The sequence below is a fragment of the Pseudoalteromonas aurantia 208 genome (assembly GCF_014858725.1).
GTDB lineage: Bacteria > Pseudomonadota > Gammaproteobacteria > Enterobacterales > Alteromonadaceae > Pseudoalteromonas > Pseudoalteromonas aurantia.
The window spans coordinates 230,694-248,402 of the sequence record NZ_AQGV01000012.1 but is presented as its reverse complement, the minus strand read 5'-3'; the positions used below and the strand labels follow the sequence as shown (position 1 = coordinate 248,402).

The 17,709-nt window shown below is 41.1% G+C and carries 7 protein-coding genes and 1 pseudogene; 1 reads left to right on the top strand and 7 read right to left on the bottom strand.

Annotated features, from left to right (window positions below):
* Positions 1 to 28: 28 nt before the first annotated feature.
* From PAUR_RS05140 to PAUR_RS05115, 6 genes and pseudogenes are all read right to left on the bottom strand, one after another.
* A pseudogene (locus tag PAUR_RS05140) lies at positions 29 to 1,051 on the bottom strand (transposase).
* Between the two features lie 129 nt (positions 1,052 to 1,180).
* Positions 1,181 to 1,711 (bottom strand): DUF3885 domain-containing protein, encoded by a 531-nt coding sequence (locus PAUR_RS05135; protein WP_192506743.1) that lies wholly within the window; start codon positions 1,709 to 1,711, stop codon positions 1,181 to 1,183.
* Between the two features lies 1 nt (position 1,712).
* On the bottom strand, positions 1,713 to 6,983 hold the full coding sequence (locus PAUR_RS05130; RefSeq protein ID WP_192506742.1) for an RHS repeat-associated core domain-containing protein: 5,271 nt from the start codon (positions 6,981 to 6,983) through the stop codon (positions 1,713 to 1,715).
* Positions 6,984 to 6,989: 6 nt separating this feature from the next.
* Positions 6,990 to 10,376: a fibronectin type III domain-containing protein gene (locus PAUR_RS05125; protein WP_192506741.1), complete on the bottom strand. Its 3,387-nt coding sequence runs from the start codon at positions 10,374 to 10,376 to the stop codon at positions 6,990 to 6,992.
* A 454-nt stretch (positions 10,377 to 10,830) separates the two neighbouring features.
* Positions 10,831 to 12,408, bottom strand: a complete 1,578-nt coding sequence (gene gshA, locus PAUR_RS05120; protein WP_192506740.1) for a glutamate--cysteine ligase — start codon at positions 12,406 to 12,408, stop codon at positions 10,831 to 10,833.
* Positions 12,409 to 12,468: 60 nt separating this feature from the next.
* On the bottom strand, positions 12,469 to 13,410 hold the full coding sequence (locus tag PAUR_RS05115; protein WP_192506739.1) for an NADP-dependent oxidoreductase: 942 nt from the start codon (positions 13,408 to 13,410) through the stop codon (positions 12,469 to 12,471).
* A 79-nt stretch (positions 13,411 to 13,489) separates the two neighbouring features.
* Between PAUR_RS05115 and PAUR_RS05110 the strand changes: the two genes are divergently transcribed.
* Entirely contained in the window at positions 13,490 to 15,037 is a 1,548-nt protein-coding gene (locus tag PAUR_RS05110) for a methyl-accepting chemotaxis protein (RefSeq protein ID WP_192506738.1), read from the top strand.
* An 86-nt stretch (positions 15,038 to 15,123) separates the two neighbouring features.
* On the opposite strand, the gene clpB is transcribed toward PAUR_RS05110, so the two are convergent.
* Positions 15,124 to 17,697 carry an ATP-dependent chaperone ClpB gene (gene clpB, locus PAUR_RS05105; RefSeq protein ID WP_192506737.1) on the bottom strand — a complete coding sequence of 858 codons (2,574 nt, stop codon included), beginning with the start codon at positions 17,695 to 17,697 and terminating at the stop codon, positions 15,124 to 15,126.
* Positions 17,698 to 17,709: the final 12 nt, after the last annotated feature.

The following is a 17,709-nucleotide window of genomic DNA, read 5'->3' as shown; positions in this document are numbered from 1 at the left end:
TTAGAGGGTTATCTTAATAGAGCAAACGTTAAGCCAACAACCTTTCACACTGTTTGTAGTTAGCCCGCCGTTTAATTTCTAAACTCGCACAATAATTATCAAGCTTTTGTGGTCGCCCTACTGCGCCATGAAATACTTTGGTAAATTGCGTGGTGAGTTTTTGCCAGTTTTCAGGGGCTATGTTAAGCCTGTCTAAAATAGGGGAGTTAATGGGGTTGAGAGCGCCTCGTTTGTCTGCTCGCATACATCGACCTGTTAATTCTACCAGTTCTAAGTACGACTTTAATTCAAACGGCATACCTTTGGGCATGTGTTTTCTAGGGCTGCCTGCAAAACGCGCCAATTGTTTGGGTTGTTTGCCTTCTTTGGCATGTTCACACCGCGTTTTAACACTGGTGTAGTCTGACGTTTCTGGCGTGTCAGCCATTTTCGCTCTTATCGGGTTTAAATCAACATAGGCCATACAGGCCGCCAGTGCAGCTTCATCCAGTAAGGCTTGAGATTTAAAGCACCCGTCCCACAAATTAATAAGGAATTAATTTGAATGCCTTTAGGCAGCCCGTAGGGTGAGCGCCATGGGTGGCTGCGAATAAAACCGGCCTGTGCACTTGTCTTCTTTATTCGCTTTTCGGGCAATGCTTTCATTCAGTACCCGCATAAACCAGCTGATACTCGATAAACGTGTTCGAAACTCTGTCAGTTCTTCATTTAAAAAGGATTGTTGGGCGCTACTGAGCTTTTCACCACTCATATATTTATGTGTTAATAAAGTCCCCTTAAACAGCTTATGCCACCTGATAACAGTGGCTTTATCACTTAACCTTTTCACTTTTACATCATCCACATACAGCACAATATGCGTATGATTACTCATTACTGCATAAGCACACACATCAATACAAAACACTTTGGAAAGCGCAAGTAGTTTATCTTCTATCCACCCTCTTCTATGTTCATACGATTGGCCTGTTACCTTATCTTCACCACACAAATAGGCACGACGCACACACCGTGAAATACAATGGTAGTATTTGGTATCCGTTAAACTCACTTATCTTTTGCGTGCTGTGGCCATCGAGGAGTTGCCTATCTTTTAATCTGAACCTAAAAGATAGGCAATGAATGAAAAACAATCAATTTACGTTGGGTGTCTTGTTAAATTTCGTGTACCTGCCCCACATTATTTTTCCAACTCAATAAAGTCCATTCCTCTATCATCATATAAGTTTGCATATTTACTTAGATCTTTCGATACAATAAATAACTCAGCCATAACATAAGGCTCTAAATCGATATGGCGAGCAAGAAAAGCCCTAATAATCTTCTGAAACTCACAGTTTGTTACATCAATAAGAAAAAGAAAACTGAAAAGTTCATTATCGATATCTTCGTATGATGCAGTTTCAATTACATGATACTCAACAACACCAAGATTCAACATAACACTCTCTAGTGTATAACTCATTTCTTCAGCTAGTTCTTCAAATTTTAAGAGCACCATGTACTCTGAATTATGAAACTCTTTTTCAATCAGATTATTAACTTGGCTTGAAACCTTCTCCATCAAATTTTGCTTATCTATGAGAGTGTGGGGGGATACTTTTTCTCCCGTTAATTCTACTCGCTTTCCACACTTGAACCTATTGTATGGACCTACTTCGAACAAAACACCAAAGTCATACTTTTCCCGAATTCTTTTGAAATACTCCACTCTATTCACTTACCTTTTCAAATTTACCTTTTTTATTAAAGATTCCAGTTTCTCTTTTTCCTGATGAATTGAACCGTTTCCACGCATTATCAGCCCTATGCCCAGCTTTGTCAGGCGAAAAGTATGACTTGGACTTTTTGTCATAATATACAGGATTCCTACCAACTTGCTTTTCTACAGCCTTAGGAACATTCCCTGTTACGTCTTTGAACCCAAACCCTTCAGCACTTTTCTTTGCTTGTTTGTTTGTCAAAACTGACTTAGTACCTAAATTACAATTATGAACTAAAACATTCTTCTTGGTAACATAATAAGTATGAAAGTCAGCTACAGTAAAGTTATAAGTTAAGTCTAAGCGTTTCTCATCAATAACACTTGCAACCCGCATAAAACCATGACCATCAGTTTCAATCTTATCACCGACTTCTAACTCAATCGTTTGCTTCCAACCTTTGTCAATCACAAAGAATGGGTGATCATCCGTCGCTTGAATCTTCTGTTCGAATCCATCTTCACCAATCAATTTAACTTCGTAAATACCACGGTCAGGTTCAACAAATATTTTTGTTACTGGTTTCCAGTCTTGCTCACCGGTATCGGTATTCTTTGCCCACAGTTTTTCATCTAACTTAACATTCTCAATGTTCTTATAGCCATCTTCGGTTAAGACTTGAGTTCCGGCAACAAAACAACATGTTCTTCGTGCTGCTTGTGCGAGATCAGTACCTTTATCGGCAGCCCTTACACCTAACCCAAGGCCCGTAGCACCGGGAATAAATAACCCAGCAACGTTGGCACCTAAAGACGCCGAATTAGTCGCATTAACACCATTAACAGCCATGTCGTACAAGTCATACCCGATGAACCCTATATCAAATACGGCATCAAAAAATTCACCATTCGGATCGGTATACTTGTATGGGTTATTATTAACATACAAGTAGCGGTTAAACGACATAACAGGGTTTTCTGAAGTATATCCAACCGGATCATTCGAATAAAAACGCCCGATAACTGGATCATAGTATCGTGCCTGCATATAGCTTAGGCCTAAATCTGTGTCAAACTTATGGCCTGTATAACCCACATCATCTTTTGGTGTTTCTATCGTTTCACCAAATGCTCGGTAATGCTGGCGGCTTTGTGCAACCGTTTGTGGTGTTACATCACCATATTTAGCAATGAGCTTTTGGCCTAAATAAATATAGTTTGTACCAGCGCCCGATAACGCCCCCTTTTCTCGATAAAGTAATGTGCCATCTTGGCTATACATACTATAACTCACGCCATTGGCATCTTGCTGTTTTACTCGTCGATTAAAGCCGTCATATACGTACGTGTTTGTTCCTGAGCTGGCTAATTGATTTGCTCTATTATATACAAATGACCTTTCACCATTATGTTTGACATTACCCCGTGTATCGTATTGGAAGTTACTGTATTTATTACCATAACCCGAGACAGACTTAAGGCGGTTATTTTCATAGGTGTAGGTTAAATCGCGCCCCGTTGAGACGGTATACTGTTCAATGTTACCAAGGCCATCGTATTTAATGGTCGTGCTGCCTGCCTTTGCACCTCCAACATTTGTGCCTGCGTTTATGGAAGTTAGGCGATCTAAACCATCATATGTCATGTTGGTTAGGTTATAACTGCCACTACTCAATGCATCGGTTATATTACTCACATTGGCGTTACTATCAAACGTATAGGTAAGATCTACAATCGATGTGGTGCCATCTAGGTCTTGAATTTGTTTTGGCAAATTACTTAATGTATGAAGCTCTGTGGTGTGTTTTACACCATTACCGTAAGTAAATGCTTTTATATGACCGTTTGCATGATAGGATGCGGTGCGGGCAAAGCTGTGTTTTACTACTAGCGAAGGTGTTGAAGTACTTTCAACTAACTCATAAGTTTGTGCTTCTGTTGCTTCACCAAAACTATTTGGTTGATATACAACCTCTGTACCGTCAGGATACACAGTGGCATTAAGGTGCATAAAATCATCGTATTTATACCTTAATTCGGCTGAATAACCGTCGATATTAAGCGTCTCAGATTTAAGTAAGTTTTGATTGTTATAAGTGTATGTATGGATAACACCACCGGCAGTTAAAGATGTAATATTACCTACGTTGTCTTTTACATAGGTTACATTGCCACTTGTGTCAGGGTATGTAATTGACTTAACCTCTCCGAGGTTATCTAGCCCATATCCTATTGCGATGCTGGTAGGTTTTGCAATGCACGCAGGCTTTTCTGCATTGTAGCTTACCCCTTGCGCTGTCCAGTTTGTTTCACCCAGTGCATTCTTAGAAAACGCTGTGGCACCCACATCTTCACGAACGGTCAAACACAATTGATTGTAAGTATCATAATACAATGACTGCGTGCTCGACACGGCCTTGTTATCTTTATTTAAACCGCTTTGTACTATTGAGCGCATTGTACCAAAAACATCTATGTCAATCGTGGTTGTGATATTCTCTGGAGATGCTATTTCCACCACACTTTTATATTCAGGCATACCAAAAGCCTGATAGGTCTTGGTGGTTGAATAACTTTTAGCGTCTGTCACTGTTACTTTGTTATTAGCCAGATAGTCATAGGCCACTTCACCTAAACCACTGGTAGCAACTTTATACACTCGACCTAATCCGTCGTAAGTAGTACCAATACCATTTAAGTTACCACTTGATCCTGACCAAAATGTCTCTAATGTTTGCTGATTATTTTTGTCATAAGTAAAGCTTTTATATCGCGTGTCAACACCATCTGTTTTTTCAACGGTTTTTAGTCTCATTAATCCGTCATAGGTTTCAGTAACGGTATAACCTGCTATTTTTTCACAGTTATCTAAGTTACAATATTGTATTGTGCGAGTTGGGCTACCAGTCGTTGTGTAGTCCCATGTATAGCGCTTATCGAACCAATCATTACCTGTTGTGCTATCTTTTGTGTAGTTTACGCCTTTAATATTGCCCGAAGTATGGTAACTATATTTCGTGACGACGCCATTTAAATCTGTTTCCTGTGTGATCCAGCCATTGTCGTTTACTATTCGAGACATGCTTATATTGCCTGTACCATCTCTTGCTGGTACCGTCACTGTGCGGGCTATACCATGTTTATACCTTGAATATTCAGTAAACCGATTTCCCTCACCTTGCGTCCTCGCTACATTGTACTCTTCTCTTTCTAAGTTGCCCTTGCTATCGTACTTGATAAACCGTTTGACCCAACGGCCAAATTGCTTTTGCTCATAGGGTAAGCCTAATTCAGCATAGGCACCTTCAGCACTTGTTGCATCATGATACACCGTTTCTGATACTGTTTTATAACTTGTATCAACATCCTCATCTGCCACTTTGACAGTCGTTGGTAAACCTAATAACCATTTAGATCCGGTTTGATTAAGATATGCCCGTTTAGTAAATTTCGACTTACTGTTAAAGGTTTCTTGTATTTTAGTCGGCCTACCATAGTTATCATGAGTTAGGTACTTTGTGGTGTAATCATTGGCATCTTGGCGAACAACTCGTTTCGTCAATTTAACCTTTGAAGTGAGCGACTTTGGTAAATCTTCAGGAAAGTCCAAAAAGGTAAATGTGCCAATATCTGCAATTAATGCATAGGTATATGTTATCGATTTTGTCTCAGACACCGTGTCGCTAGTATCATAGCTTGTGGTGCTTTCTTTGAGTAATCGGCCATGTTGAAATGATTTATCATCCGAAAATATTTTAACGGTGGTATCTAGGTTTCTTGTTGTTGTAACCTTTATGGCATCTTTTGAATCATGTTGCGTGTCTTCATAATTAAACGTCCATGTATCAATGTCTGCCGCACCATCATTGATTGTTTTGGTATGTAGCTTGATATTCTCTTGATACGGATCATTTCTGAGTTTACTAAAAGCTTTATAAGCATAATCAATGGTGCCCCCACCAGGTAGAGTCACTTTGGTCAATAACCTAGGGCCATAATAATCTGGTTCATAGAGCGCTTCATCACGATACGATTTTTTGTCTTCTGAATAGCCATATAGCCATTTTTCATCACCTTTACTGAAAGAAGTTAAATAGTGACGGTTATCTTTATCATTTTTAGTATAGCCATAAAACAAGGTGCTTCCATCTTCTATACTAATGGTTTTTATGCGTTCGTTTAATGCCGCAGGTGTAACAATAATCTCTTCACAGTTGCCATCAGGTAAACAAGAGCCAGGTAAAGCAACCAAGGAAGTATCGTAATCAATGGTAATATTTACATCGAAATCACGCTTAATCGAAACCAGTCTTTGTTCAATCCAGGGCAACTCAAAATGAGATTTAACGAACCCATCAGGATTTTTCGGCATAAAAAGCCCCCCATGAGTTTCGTATTCATAAGTGACTTCAGAACCGTGAACATTCGAGACTTTTGAGGCAAATAACGTATTATTGCCCGTATGATTAAATTGGTAAGCCATCCCAGTTAGACTATACATAGATTGCACTATATCAATTGTATACGTGATACCTTGGGGTGATTTAACAATAAAACCATTGCCATCAGAAGTACATGTGGCAACCCAATCACTTGTCGTCACCCATTTTACCGAAGGGTAACGTGCGGAATCCGTGTTTTTAAACAATTGCTGTTCAGGGTGCCCTGGTATTTTTAACTTCATACCTGACCAATATTTTTTGGCTATTTTAATCCCACCACTGTTTAGATAAGAGGCTCTGCCATCCCCTGGGTAAGGGTCATTACAAATACCTGTGCGGGTGGTCGGTGTTTTTTCTATGTATTTGTCGTATTCAGTTTCATCATATCTAGGCCAAATCGAATACCACCCTCTGGTAATACCCAGCGGGACTGTTGGTATGATTATCCTTGGGACTTCGAGTCGCCAATTACTCATACTGCCAATTTGACCATTGAATCCCCATACATGTTCACTGGTATTTAAACTCCGAGAAATGACAATATCCATTCCATTGCTGCCAGGTATGACTGCGTCTGTCACTTCATAGCTAAGCCTACCACTTAGAAAGTTAATATTTTCACCTTCTGATTGGTAACCTTTTACCTTCGAATAATTTTCTGTCGCTCCTTTATATTCAGATGCTGTAAGAGCATGTACCGGATTAAACCCAGTAAATGCAACAAGCCATATATAAAATATACATAACAGCGCTATATTGCGTTTCATAAACCCCATAGAGCTTTCACTTCCTTTAATATAAATATTTAATAAATTGTTCTTAAGTAAATTTGACAACATACTTAATTACTCCTGAGTCTCTGCCACAGGGCTGCCCAATAAGTCCGTATGTATAAAAATCACGCCCTGCTTTTTAATTTTGGACGTATACAAAGTAGGGCCACTCCAGCTGGTACAGTCATTGGCACTAAAACATGCCTGAACTCTAAAGATATCCCCCTGTTTAGCCATATACTCATGGCTTAGCACACCTTGGTTTGTCGTCACGAGTGTTTCCCAAACTAACCCGCTTGTGTCTGTGCAAGGTTGTGCACAGGTTGCAATTTGTACCACATAAGAGGTTGCGCCTATGACTTGAGGCCACTCTAATAGGTTAGGTTTTACGGTTAACAGAAACTCGACATTTGACACTTCAACAATAACTTCTGACGCGTCAAGTTCACTACATAACGCCGAAGACCTTGTATTCTTCGTGATTGGAATGAATATATCATTCATGACGATCGGAACAATTCCTTTAAGGTCTTCAACCACGCCACATGCTTGGGCATAAAAATGGTAAGTGCCTGCTGTATCAAATGAATAGGTATATTCACCAGCTTTGTTTTGTGTTTGGCTCGCTAATTTAACCCGCTCGGTACTACCTGGGGTTTTAACAAACAATGTGGTGTCAAATGACGTTTTTGGTGGCGTGGAAAATGCCCATTTAACGCGCTCTTTTGCATTCAAAAAAGTACGTGTAGGGGCATCAACCACGGGAACAGGTATATCCGACTGTATGACTTTTAATGCAACATACCCTTGCGCGCTGCAGTGCTGCGCGTCATTACATGACTGCACGCGGATTTTATAATCACCTGACTTGGTTAATCTAAACTCATAGCTATGGGTTGTTTGCTTACCGATTTGGCGAATTGGTTCTTCTGGCAAACAATGATTAACAGGGTCGCCTTCAAGCGCACATACCACTTTATACGTTGCGCTTTCATAAATTGTGCCTGCAGGACGAGTCCATGTTAACGTTACCTTCTCTGAAGTACGTACCTGTGACTTGCTTAACTTAGGTAATACAGATTCTGGTGTTGTATAAACATCAATCCCACGCTTCATGCTCGGTGCACTACAAATTGGGTTTGCCACACCAACGCATGATGCAAGCTGGAGGGTATATTTACCCAGTTTATCAGCTTTGATTGTGTAGGTGCTTTGCGTCACCGGCACTTGCGCAATTTTAACTGGTGCCGTATCCCTCTTATAATAATATAGAGCAAAGCTCTCTGCCCCAGCTATCGCCTGTGGAATAGCAACCTTTATTTCACTATTAAGCGGGTAATAAAAATCCCATCCGACATTATATCCTGGGTCTCCGTGTACTGCAGGCAGCAAGTTCGCCTGTAAAGTATTCGAAGTACTGCAGTAAGCCGTAGTTTTATTACATGCCTTTACACTGATTGAATACGTACCATGCTTATTAAACGTTAACGACTCGGTAAAGTCAGCGGGCATATCGCCTCTGTAGTTAATGCGTTTACCACAAAAATCAACCCCAGCTCCATTCACACAATGCACTTTAAAATACGACTTTTCCCAAATCATATCTGAAGGTGCTCGCCACTTTAATGTGGTTGCTTGACCCAAACCAGGTGTGTTATTTGACAGTTCAACCGTGACCGCAGTCGGTTTATGGTTAAATAAAACCACTTTTTGTGACGCACTGTCTGCACTACATTGACGGCTACCTGACGGCGCAGTAACACAGGCACGCATACTTAGTTGATGATTACCTATCGTGCCAATTCGTATCGCCCCAATACCAGATCCGGGAAGGTATTTTACTATACTGCCATTAACTGACGCAGCAAAGCTATCTGCCCCATCTATTCCTGACGATAATATTAATGGGATATCGCTATTTATTGGATAGTAAAAATCATGGCCTAAATTGAATTTTGGGTGCCCATGCACTTGAGGTAACACATGTACAGTACCTGTTCCACCTGTACTACAATGACTATCAGATTCATTACACGATAATACTTGTATGTCATACCCTGCAACATGACTGGCTGTAAACGTATGGGAAAATGAGGTTTGCTTCGAGCTGCCCTGATAGGGAATAGTTTGATTACACACATCCCCATGGGCACGTGTTCTACAGTGCACTTTAAAATAAGCACCAGACCAAATTGTGCCTGCAGGTAAACCCCATGAAATAGTCACACTGTCGTTTTTGTTGGCAATCGATTTATCTATCGAAGGTGCAACTGAATGTGGCGCACTAAAAATAACCACTCGTCTTGGCACACTTTCACTGCAGCCTGAGCGATTACATGCAGCAATTCGAATATAGTTAGCCCCAACCCCCACAGCAGGAACAGTTGTCCAACCAGTCCCTACATTTATTGATTTGGCTCTGCCGGATGTGGTGGTGTCGTTATAAATCGTATATGACGTCGCACCACTAATAGAGGGTACATGTACTCGAATACTGCCACCTTGTGGGTGATATAAATCCCAGGCGACATCTGGTTCACTCGGGGCACTTGGCGGCGGTGGCGGAATATCAACAACCACTTGCTTTGTTGGACCAAAATCAGAACACACATTATCTTCATTACACACATTAATGCGATAGGTATAGGTACCATTTGATAATGACTGATGCATACTCATACTTGCACCAGATTGCACAACCCCAAAACCACCACCATTAGCGGCGCGTTCAACTATGTAGTTATTAATACCATGTCCCCATGGTTTCGACCAGGTTAACTGAAACTGGCCTGTTGATGAAGAACTGGGTCCATTGGCGACCGTTTGGTTTGGTTTCCAATGAGGACGAATAATATTGACCTCATTATTACTCCAACCACTACAGCCAACACTATTACAAGCACGTACCTTTGCCACATAAGTACCTGGCTCTGTGAAGGTTTCAGAGTAACTCGTGCCACTGTATGTTACCGTGTTAACTGAAGCATTACCCGTTCTATCAGGTTTCCAGCTTTTTTCAACTTGATATGAGCTAACATCTCCACCGGGGTTATTCCACCAATAACTATACGTGCCCCGATACTCATGATAAGCAGGCCCTACTATAGTGGGTGCTGATGGAGCCGTTCGCTCAGACATACGCACACCAACACTATTTGAAGTTGCACAAGCCCCTTTACCATCACAGGCTTCAACATAAAATGTATGGGTTCCCGGGAAGTTTTGGATCCACCGACTAAATGATGTACCCGTATAATTTCTTCTAAACGCTAATGCGCCGTGTCCGGGCTTAACCACCCATAAATGAAAGTACGCTGTACTTGCTGGTTTTGACCAAGAAAGCTGAATTGTATCCCCTGCATAAATAGAGGTGTTTGACACATTCAATGAAGGTGATTGTATTGCAAATGCAATGTGTGAAAAGAGCAAAAACCCACTCAATGTTAACACTCTAAACATTAACACTTTCCTTAAATGAAGCTAGATTTACGGCCCATCTATTATCAAATAAATACAAGCACTTGCGTGCTCTGGCGATACATTGCGGTAACATACGTGACTCTCTTTATACAAAAACTGTATTTGAAACGTGATTTTTTAGGGGACGGGATTTTACTTTATAGGGACAACGAAGTAAATGCGCAAAGTTAATACGACAAAAATAACCTGTAATTGTTAATATAAAAAATATTGGGGGAATTAATCTATTGCACAGAAAATTTTTATACAACAAAAACAAATATTAAGACTATCAAACACACACAAAGGTTACGTATGTTAAATAATGAATTTATTTATTTTAATTTGGAACTTTTTTGAAATGGCTAAGTCTTACCTTATGAATGCAGTAGTTTAGCATTGTTTCATCCCTGATTTATATTTGCGTAGCCCTTTGAGCTACGCTTTTTTTTGCCTACGCTTTGGAAAAATAATCATCTAAAAAAGCACTAAAAGACAACTGGTCATCGTTACTGACTGCTTGCTCTTTTTCTTTAGATTTAGCTGCCTCATTGAGCAGCATTTGTTCGTTATAAACACTATACGGCTGCTGCTTTGACGCTGCTTTATATGTGTGTGCAAGCGACAGCGCCATCACACCAGCATCTTGTTGTTCACTTTTCAATAGCCCAATTAATCTACCTGAATACGTAAGCGAACTATCTGTCACCCAAGCGCTCAACTTTGCAATTGTATTAGAGTAATCTAACGTGTCACACGCGCTGTCCATGTACTTTGCAACCGCCGCAAGATCCGTAAATATTTGCGTCGCCCATTTAGTAATGTTCACTGTGTGCGATGCTTGTTTCAACACCAAATCTGGATTTCTACCTTGATTCACCACATTTTGTAAATTGACCTGCGTTAGTTGCTGTTCATCCCAATCCATTTCTGGTGATGCTTTCAATAAGCAATACGTCAAAAATACATCTAAAAATCGGATCTGCTCAATATCAATACCGGTATCAGCAAAAGGGTTAACATCAAGCGCTCTGATCTCAATGTACTCAATGCCGCCTTTCGCTAATGCTTGAGAAGGTGTTTCACCACTTTCGCTGTTGCGCTTTGGCCTAACAGGTGAGTAAAATTCATTCTCTATTTGCAGAATATTTTTATTTAACTGTTTTGGGTTATCACTTTTGTAATCAGTTAACTCACCGTATAAGTCTGAGTGACAATGAATTGCTGAACGTAAACCCGCAATATACTCATCTAAATTGTTATACGTCACTTTCAATGACGATTGGGCACTATTCGTATAACCAAGATCGCCAAGGCGCAATGCCGTGCCATGTTCAAGATATAACGTACCTTTACCAATTTTTTCAAATGGTAAAGCACTGTCATTACCTTGTAAGAAAGAGCTACACAAAGAAGGTGATGCACCAAATAAATAGCTCACAAGCCACATTTCTCGCTTAAAGTTGCGGATCAAACCAAGGTACTGTTCCGAGATAAATGCTTGTTTGGGCTGCTTGTCATCATGGAGCTCTTGTAAGCTTTGCCATAATGAGTCTGGAAACGACATATTAAAATGCACGCCAGCAATGGCTTGCATCATACTACCGTAGCGATTTTTTAACCCTTCGCGATACAATGTTTTCATACGGCCAATATTAGAGTTGCCGAATTGCGCCAAGGCTATGTCATTTTCATCGTTAATAAAACACGGCATACTCATCGGCCACAACAGCTCATCGCCCATATGCTCTAAAGTGAACTTTTGCAAGTCGCGAAGTTGTGCCAACGTCTCTTCTGCATTTTCGCCAGCAGGTGTAATAAACTCGAGTAATGATTCAGAGAAATCTGTCGTAATACTATTATGCGTTAGCGGGTGACCCGCTCCCTCTGGGTGCGAAGTTTGAGCTATTTTGCCACTTGCTTTAATTCTTAGCGCCTCGCGCTCAATGCCTCGTTTTATGCCTTTAATTGCATGCTTATGCTTAGGCTGAGATAAAGTGTCTAATCGTGTTTTAAGTTCTGTAGTAATCAAAAAGGTATCCTCAAGCCAATACGGGCAATGTCATCTCAATGGGGTCAATTGTGTAAATACTCAAGCGGTAATTATAATTTTTCCGCAATAGTTACCTTGCTCCATATAACTATGGGCCCCAGATATATCGTCTAAACAAAATGTTTTATCTTCATGCACTCGAATCTCTCCAGTTTGATATGCACTATATAGCGCTTTTAAGTCCGCTCTATTAGCGCTAACAACAATACCACTTGCGTTAATACCAAGACTCTCTGCTTTAGTGCACATCACATCTTTTGACAAAGTAGGTACCGTTACAACTGAATTGCCCTTCTTTATATGCTCTAGTAATTGCAAACCACATTCGCCGCCGACTAAATCGAGCAAGGAACAGTTATGCTGCGCACTGTCATAAAACGTGTCGTAACTCATAACACTGACATCAAGCGCCTGTAATAACTGATGAGAAGCACGAGCACTCAGCGCCACAACATCAAAGTCTAGCATTTTCGCAATTTGAATCGCTAAATGGCCTACCCCACCCGTTGACGCATTAATAAACAATGGCTTGTCTTTATGATGCATAAGTTTCTGTAATGCCTGCCACGCTGTCAAACCTGCCAAACATAGACCGGCAATCCGTGGGTTTTCTTGCGCACCAACAACAATTAACTCACTTTGATTAGCATGAACATGAGTCGAATAACACCCAGGCGAATGAGCAAACCCTGCCATAGCAATAATGTGCTGGCCAACCTGAACGTCAGAGACATTTTTACCAACATTCTCAACCACACCAAATACATCATACCCTAAAGCCATGAACGCCTCAGGTGCTTTATTTTTAGCCACAAAGCCTAACCCCATCCGCGTTTTTACGTCAATTGGATTAACACTGCTGCTGATCACCTTAATTCGAACATCTTCCGCACCAAGATGTGATAGAGTCTGTGAAATATTGGTTAAAGCATCTGCGTTACCAAATTGGTATACGCCATAGGTTTGGGTTGTCTCATTCATTGTTATTCCTAACTTTTACCTATTGTTATAACTGGCTATAATCTAACATAATTTCTGTGTATTCCCTATGGAGAAAAACATGCGTCGAGGGCAATCAATCACGAATGAAGAGGTCACATTTGACGACTCTCAGCAACTCGTATCAACAACAGATTTAAGAGGCGTAACAACGTACGCAAATGAAGCTTTTTGCGCTATCTCTGGGTTTTCTGAGGATGAACTCGTAGGGAAAAATCACAACATAGTGCGCCACCCTGATATGCCCAAAGCAGCATTTAAAGAACTGTGGGAAAAACTCAAAGAGGGGCATTCATGGCGGGGAGTCGTAAAAAATCGTTGTAAAGATGGTCGCTATTATTGGGTCGATGCTTTTGTCACTCCGATTTTTGAACGAGGCCAATTGGTCGGCTACCAATCTGTGCGCGTCAAACCTTCTGAACAATTAAAGCAACGGGCACAACGCTTATACACGGCCATCAATGCGGGTAAACAGGTATGGCATTGGCGTGAAAACATCGGAGTGCGACAAACTATCAGTATATTTGCGATTTTATCGAGCCTTATTTTGCTTACCTTACAAGCGGGGTGGCTTAGCGCAATCATTACCAGTGTATTACTCTTATCATTGCTCTTTATAAACTACGATGAGCTTATAGTTACACCCGCCCAATTGGCCAAACAACGTGCTGAATTTGATTCCGTCTCTCGGTATATTTACGATGGGCATGCCCCTTTTAGCATTGCAAAATACAACCAAGGTATGCTGCAGGCCAAGTTACGCACTGTGCTCGGTCGAATGCAAGATTCCACCATTACCTTTAAGGGTATTGCCACCAGCTTAGATGAAAAATCCAGTCATACCGAGCAAGGAATAAAAGCACAAAGCCAACGGTTGAGCTCTATGGCCACCGCGATGTCTCAAATGAGTGTAACAATTGGCGAAATATCTCATAGCACCAGTGAAACTGCCACAAAGGTCGATACAACTCAAGCACATTGCAATGATATCAAAGCGACCATGACTGATAATGCCAGTATGGTGAGCTCTTTGGCCAACCAAGTTGATGAAGCAGCGCAAACAGCAACTACACTCGCAAATGAAGCTGATAAAATTGGCCAAGTCATGACCGAAATCGAAGGAATTGCTGAACAAACAAATTTACTCGCATTAAATGCAGCCATTGAAGCCGCACGCGCAGGCGAACATGGCCGAGGATTTGCTGTTGTCGCAGATGAAGTACGCGCACTTTCATCACGTACACAAAATGCCACCAGCCATATTTATAACTCGATTAAAGAAATCCAAGATACATTACACAACTGGTCAAAAGTCATGCAATCGACCAAAGACCGAGCTGACAACTGTGTACAAGCGAGCCAAGCAAGCCAAGAAGCGCTGGAAACTATTTATAATCAAATAACTGACATTGCCAACTCTGCGCTCGAGATTTCCGCGGCGGCTGAGCAACAACAAGCTGTGAGTACTGACATTAATACCAATATTAATACCATCAGCAATCATGGTGAAGAGAATTTACAGTTAAGCTATAAAGTCGCTGAAGATGCCGCAAAACTGGTCAATAGCGCAGAGAAGGTCAATGGTATGCTCCTAACATTTAAGGTATAAAGACATAACAACTTTCTAGATCACAAGCGGCGTAATAACATTATATTATTACGCCGTTCAACACGTTAGAGAAAACCTAGAGTTACTTATTTTAGAAAAACAATTTCTTCATTTTGAACATCAACCACAATACTATCGCCACTGACAAACTCACCAGATAACAACCTTTGTGCTAATGGATTTTCAATATACTGTTGAATAGCCCGTTTTAAAGGGCGAGCGCCAAATACGGGATCGAAGCCACTTTGGGCAATTTTTTCCAAAGCATCTTTGGTCAAGTCAAACTGGAAACCTTTTTCATGTAACCTTGCAGTCAGTTTAGTGAGCTGTATCGATGCTATTTTCTTTATGTGCTCTGTGATCAATGGATGAAACACCACGGTTTCGTCGATTCTATTAATAAATTCAGGTCTAAATTGCGTTGCGAGTTCATTCATGACCCGTTTTTTTAGACCCACATAATCATTGTTACTTGCTTGCTCTTGAACAATATCTGAGCCCAAATTTGAGGTCATGATGATCACAGTATTCTTAAAATCCACCGTACGACCTTGGCCGTCAGTCAATCGACCATCGTCTAATACTTGCAGCAATATATTAAATACGTCTGGATGTGCTTTTTCAACTTCATCGAGCAATACAACTGAATATGGACGACGTCTTACCGCCTCAGTTAAATATCCGCCTTCTTCATAGCCTACGTACCCAGGAGGCGCTCCGACGAGTCGTGCCACCGAGTGCTTCTCCATAAATTCTGACATATCTATTCGGACCATGGCATCTTCAGTATCGAACATAAAGTGTGCCAATGCTTTGGTCAGCTCCGTTTTACCAACGCCTGTTGGTCCTAAAAATAAAAATGAACCAATAGGTCGATTAGGATCGGCCAATCCAGCCCTAGAGCGACGAATCGCATTGGAGACCGCATGAACAGCTTCATCTTGACCAATTACTTTGTCGTGTAACTCATCTTCCATTGCGAGTAGTTTTTCTCGTTCACCTTGTAGCATTTTTGCCACGGGGATCCCTGTCCAACGCGATAATATTTCTGCGATTTCATCTTCACCAACTTGATTTTTAAGCAAGTTCATTTCTTGCATTTCCGCTTGTGATGCTAAATCAAGTTTGCGTTCTAATTCGGGAATTCGGCCGTATTGCAATTCTGACATGCGCTGCAAGTCACTTGCACGTCTGGCAACTTCTAAATCTAAGCGGCTTTGTTCCAACTCAGCTTTTATAACTTGTGTACCCTGCAATGACGCTTTTTCAGCATTCCAAACTTCATCTAACTCTCGATACTCCCCTTCCAGTTCAGATATTAACGTTTGCATCTGTGAACGACGCTTTTGGCTCGCTTCATCTTTTTCTTTAGCCAATGCATTATCTTCGAGTTTAAGCTGAATGATCCGACGCTCTAACTTATCCAACTGTTCAGGCTTTGAGTCAATTTGTAGGCGTATAGAGCTCCCAGCCTCATCAATCAAATCAATTGCTTTATCTGGCAATTGGCGATCAGAAATATAACGATGTGACAAGTTGGCCGCTGCAACAATTGCTGGGTCGGTGATATCAACAGAATGATGTAACTCGTACCGCTCTTTTAACCCTCGCAATATTGCGATGGTGTCTTCCACATTTGGCTCACTGACAAATACTTTCTGAAAACGGCGCTCCAATGCGGCATCTTTTTCAATATATTGGCGATATTCATCAAGAGTGGTTGCTCCCACACAGTGTAGTTCTCCGCGCGCCAAAGCGGGTTTAAGCATATTGCCTGCATCCATTGCCCCGTCTGTTTTTCCAGCGCCAACCATCGTATGTATTTCATCAATAAATAAAATAACTTGGCCTTCTTCCTTTGATAGCTCGTTGAGAACAGATTTCAAACGCTCTTCAAACTCACCTCGGTACTTTGCCCCTGCTACCAATGCACCTAGATCAAGCGAAAGAACACGTTTATTCTTCAATCCTTCAGGGACCTCGCCATTGATAATTCGTTGTGCCAGCCCTTCAACTATGGCTGTTTTACCGACCCCAGGCTCACCAATTAAAACAGGGTTATTTTTAGTTCTACGTTGTAAAACCTGAATCGTACGCCGAATCTCATCATCTCTGCCGATAACGGGATCTAACTTCCCTTGTTCGGCACGCTCGGTTAAATCAACAGTGTACTTTTCCAGCGCTTGACGTGTTTCTTCTGCATTTGGGTTATCAACCTTTTGACCGCCTCGAATAGCTTTTATTGCCGCCTCGATTTTAGGTTGAGTAATATTCAGTGCCTTGAAGATTTCGCCTAAGTCAGCTTTGTCTTCGCACGCTGAAAAAACAAATAGTTCGCTTGATATATATTTATCTTTACGCTTTTGTGCGTACTTATCACATAAGTTGATCAAACCAATTAAATTATGTGATAACTGAACGTCTCCACCAATGCCTTCAACTTTAAATACTTTCTCAATGGCTTGAGATAATTTGGTATTCAACTCATCAGCACTAATCCCAGCTTGCGCTAGCAGTGCACGTACACTTGAACCTGTTTGCTGCAACAAGGCATACATCAAATGCACAGGTTCAATAAATTGATGGTCTCGGCCCAAAGCCAATGATTGGGCATCAGAAAGTGCTGCTTGAAATTTACTGGTAAATCGGTCCAAACGCATAAGGTATATACC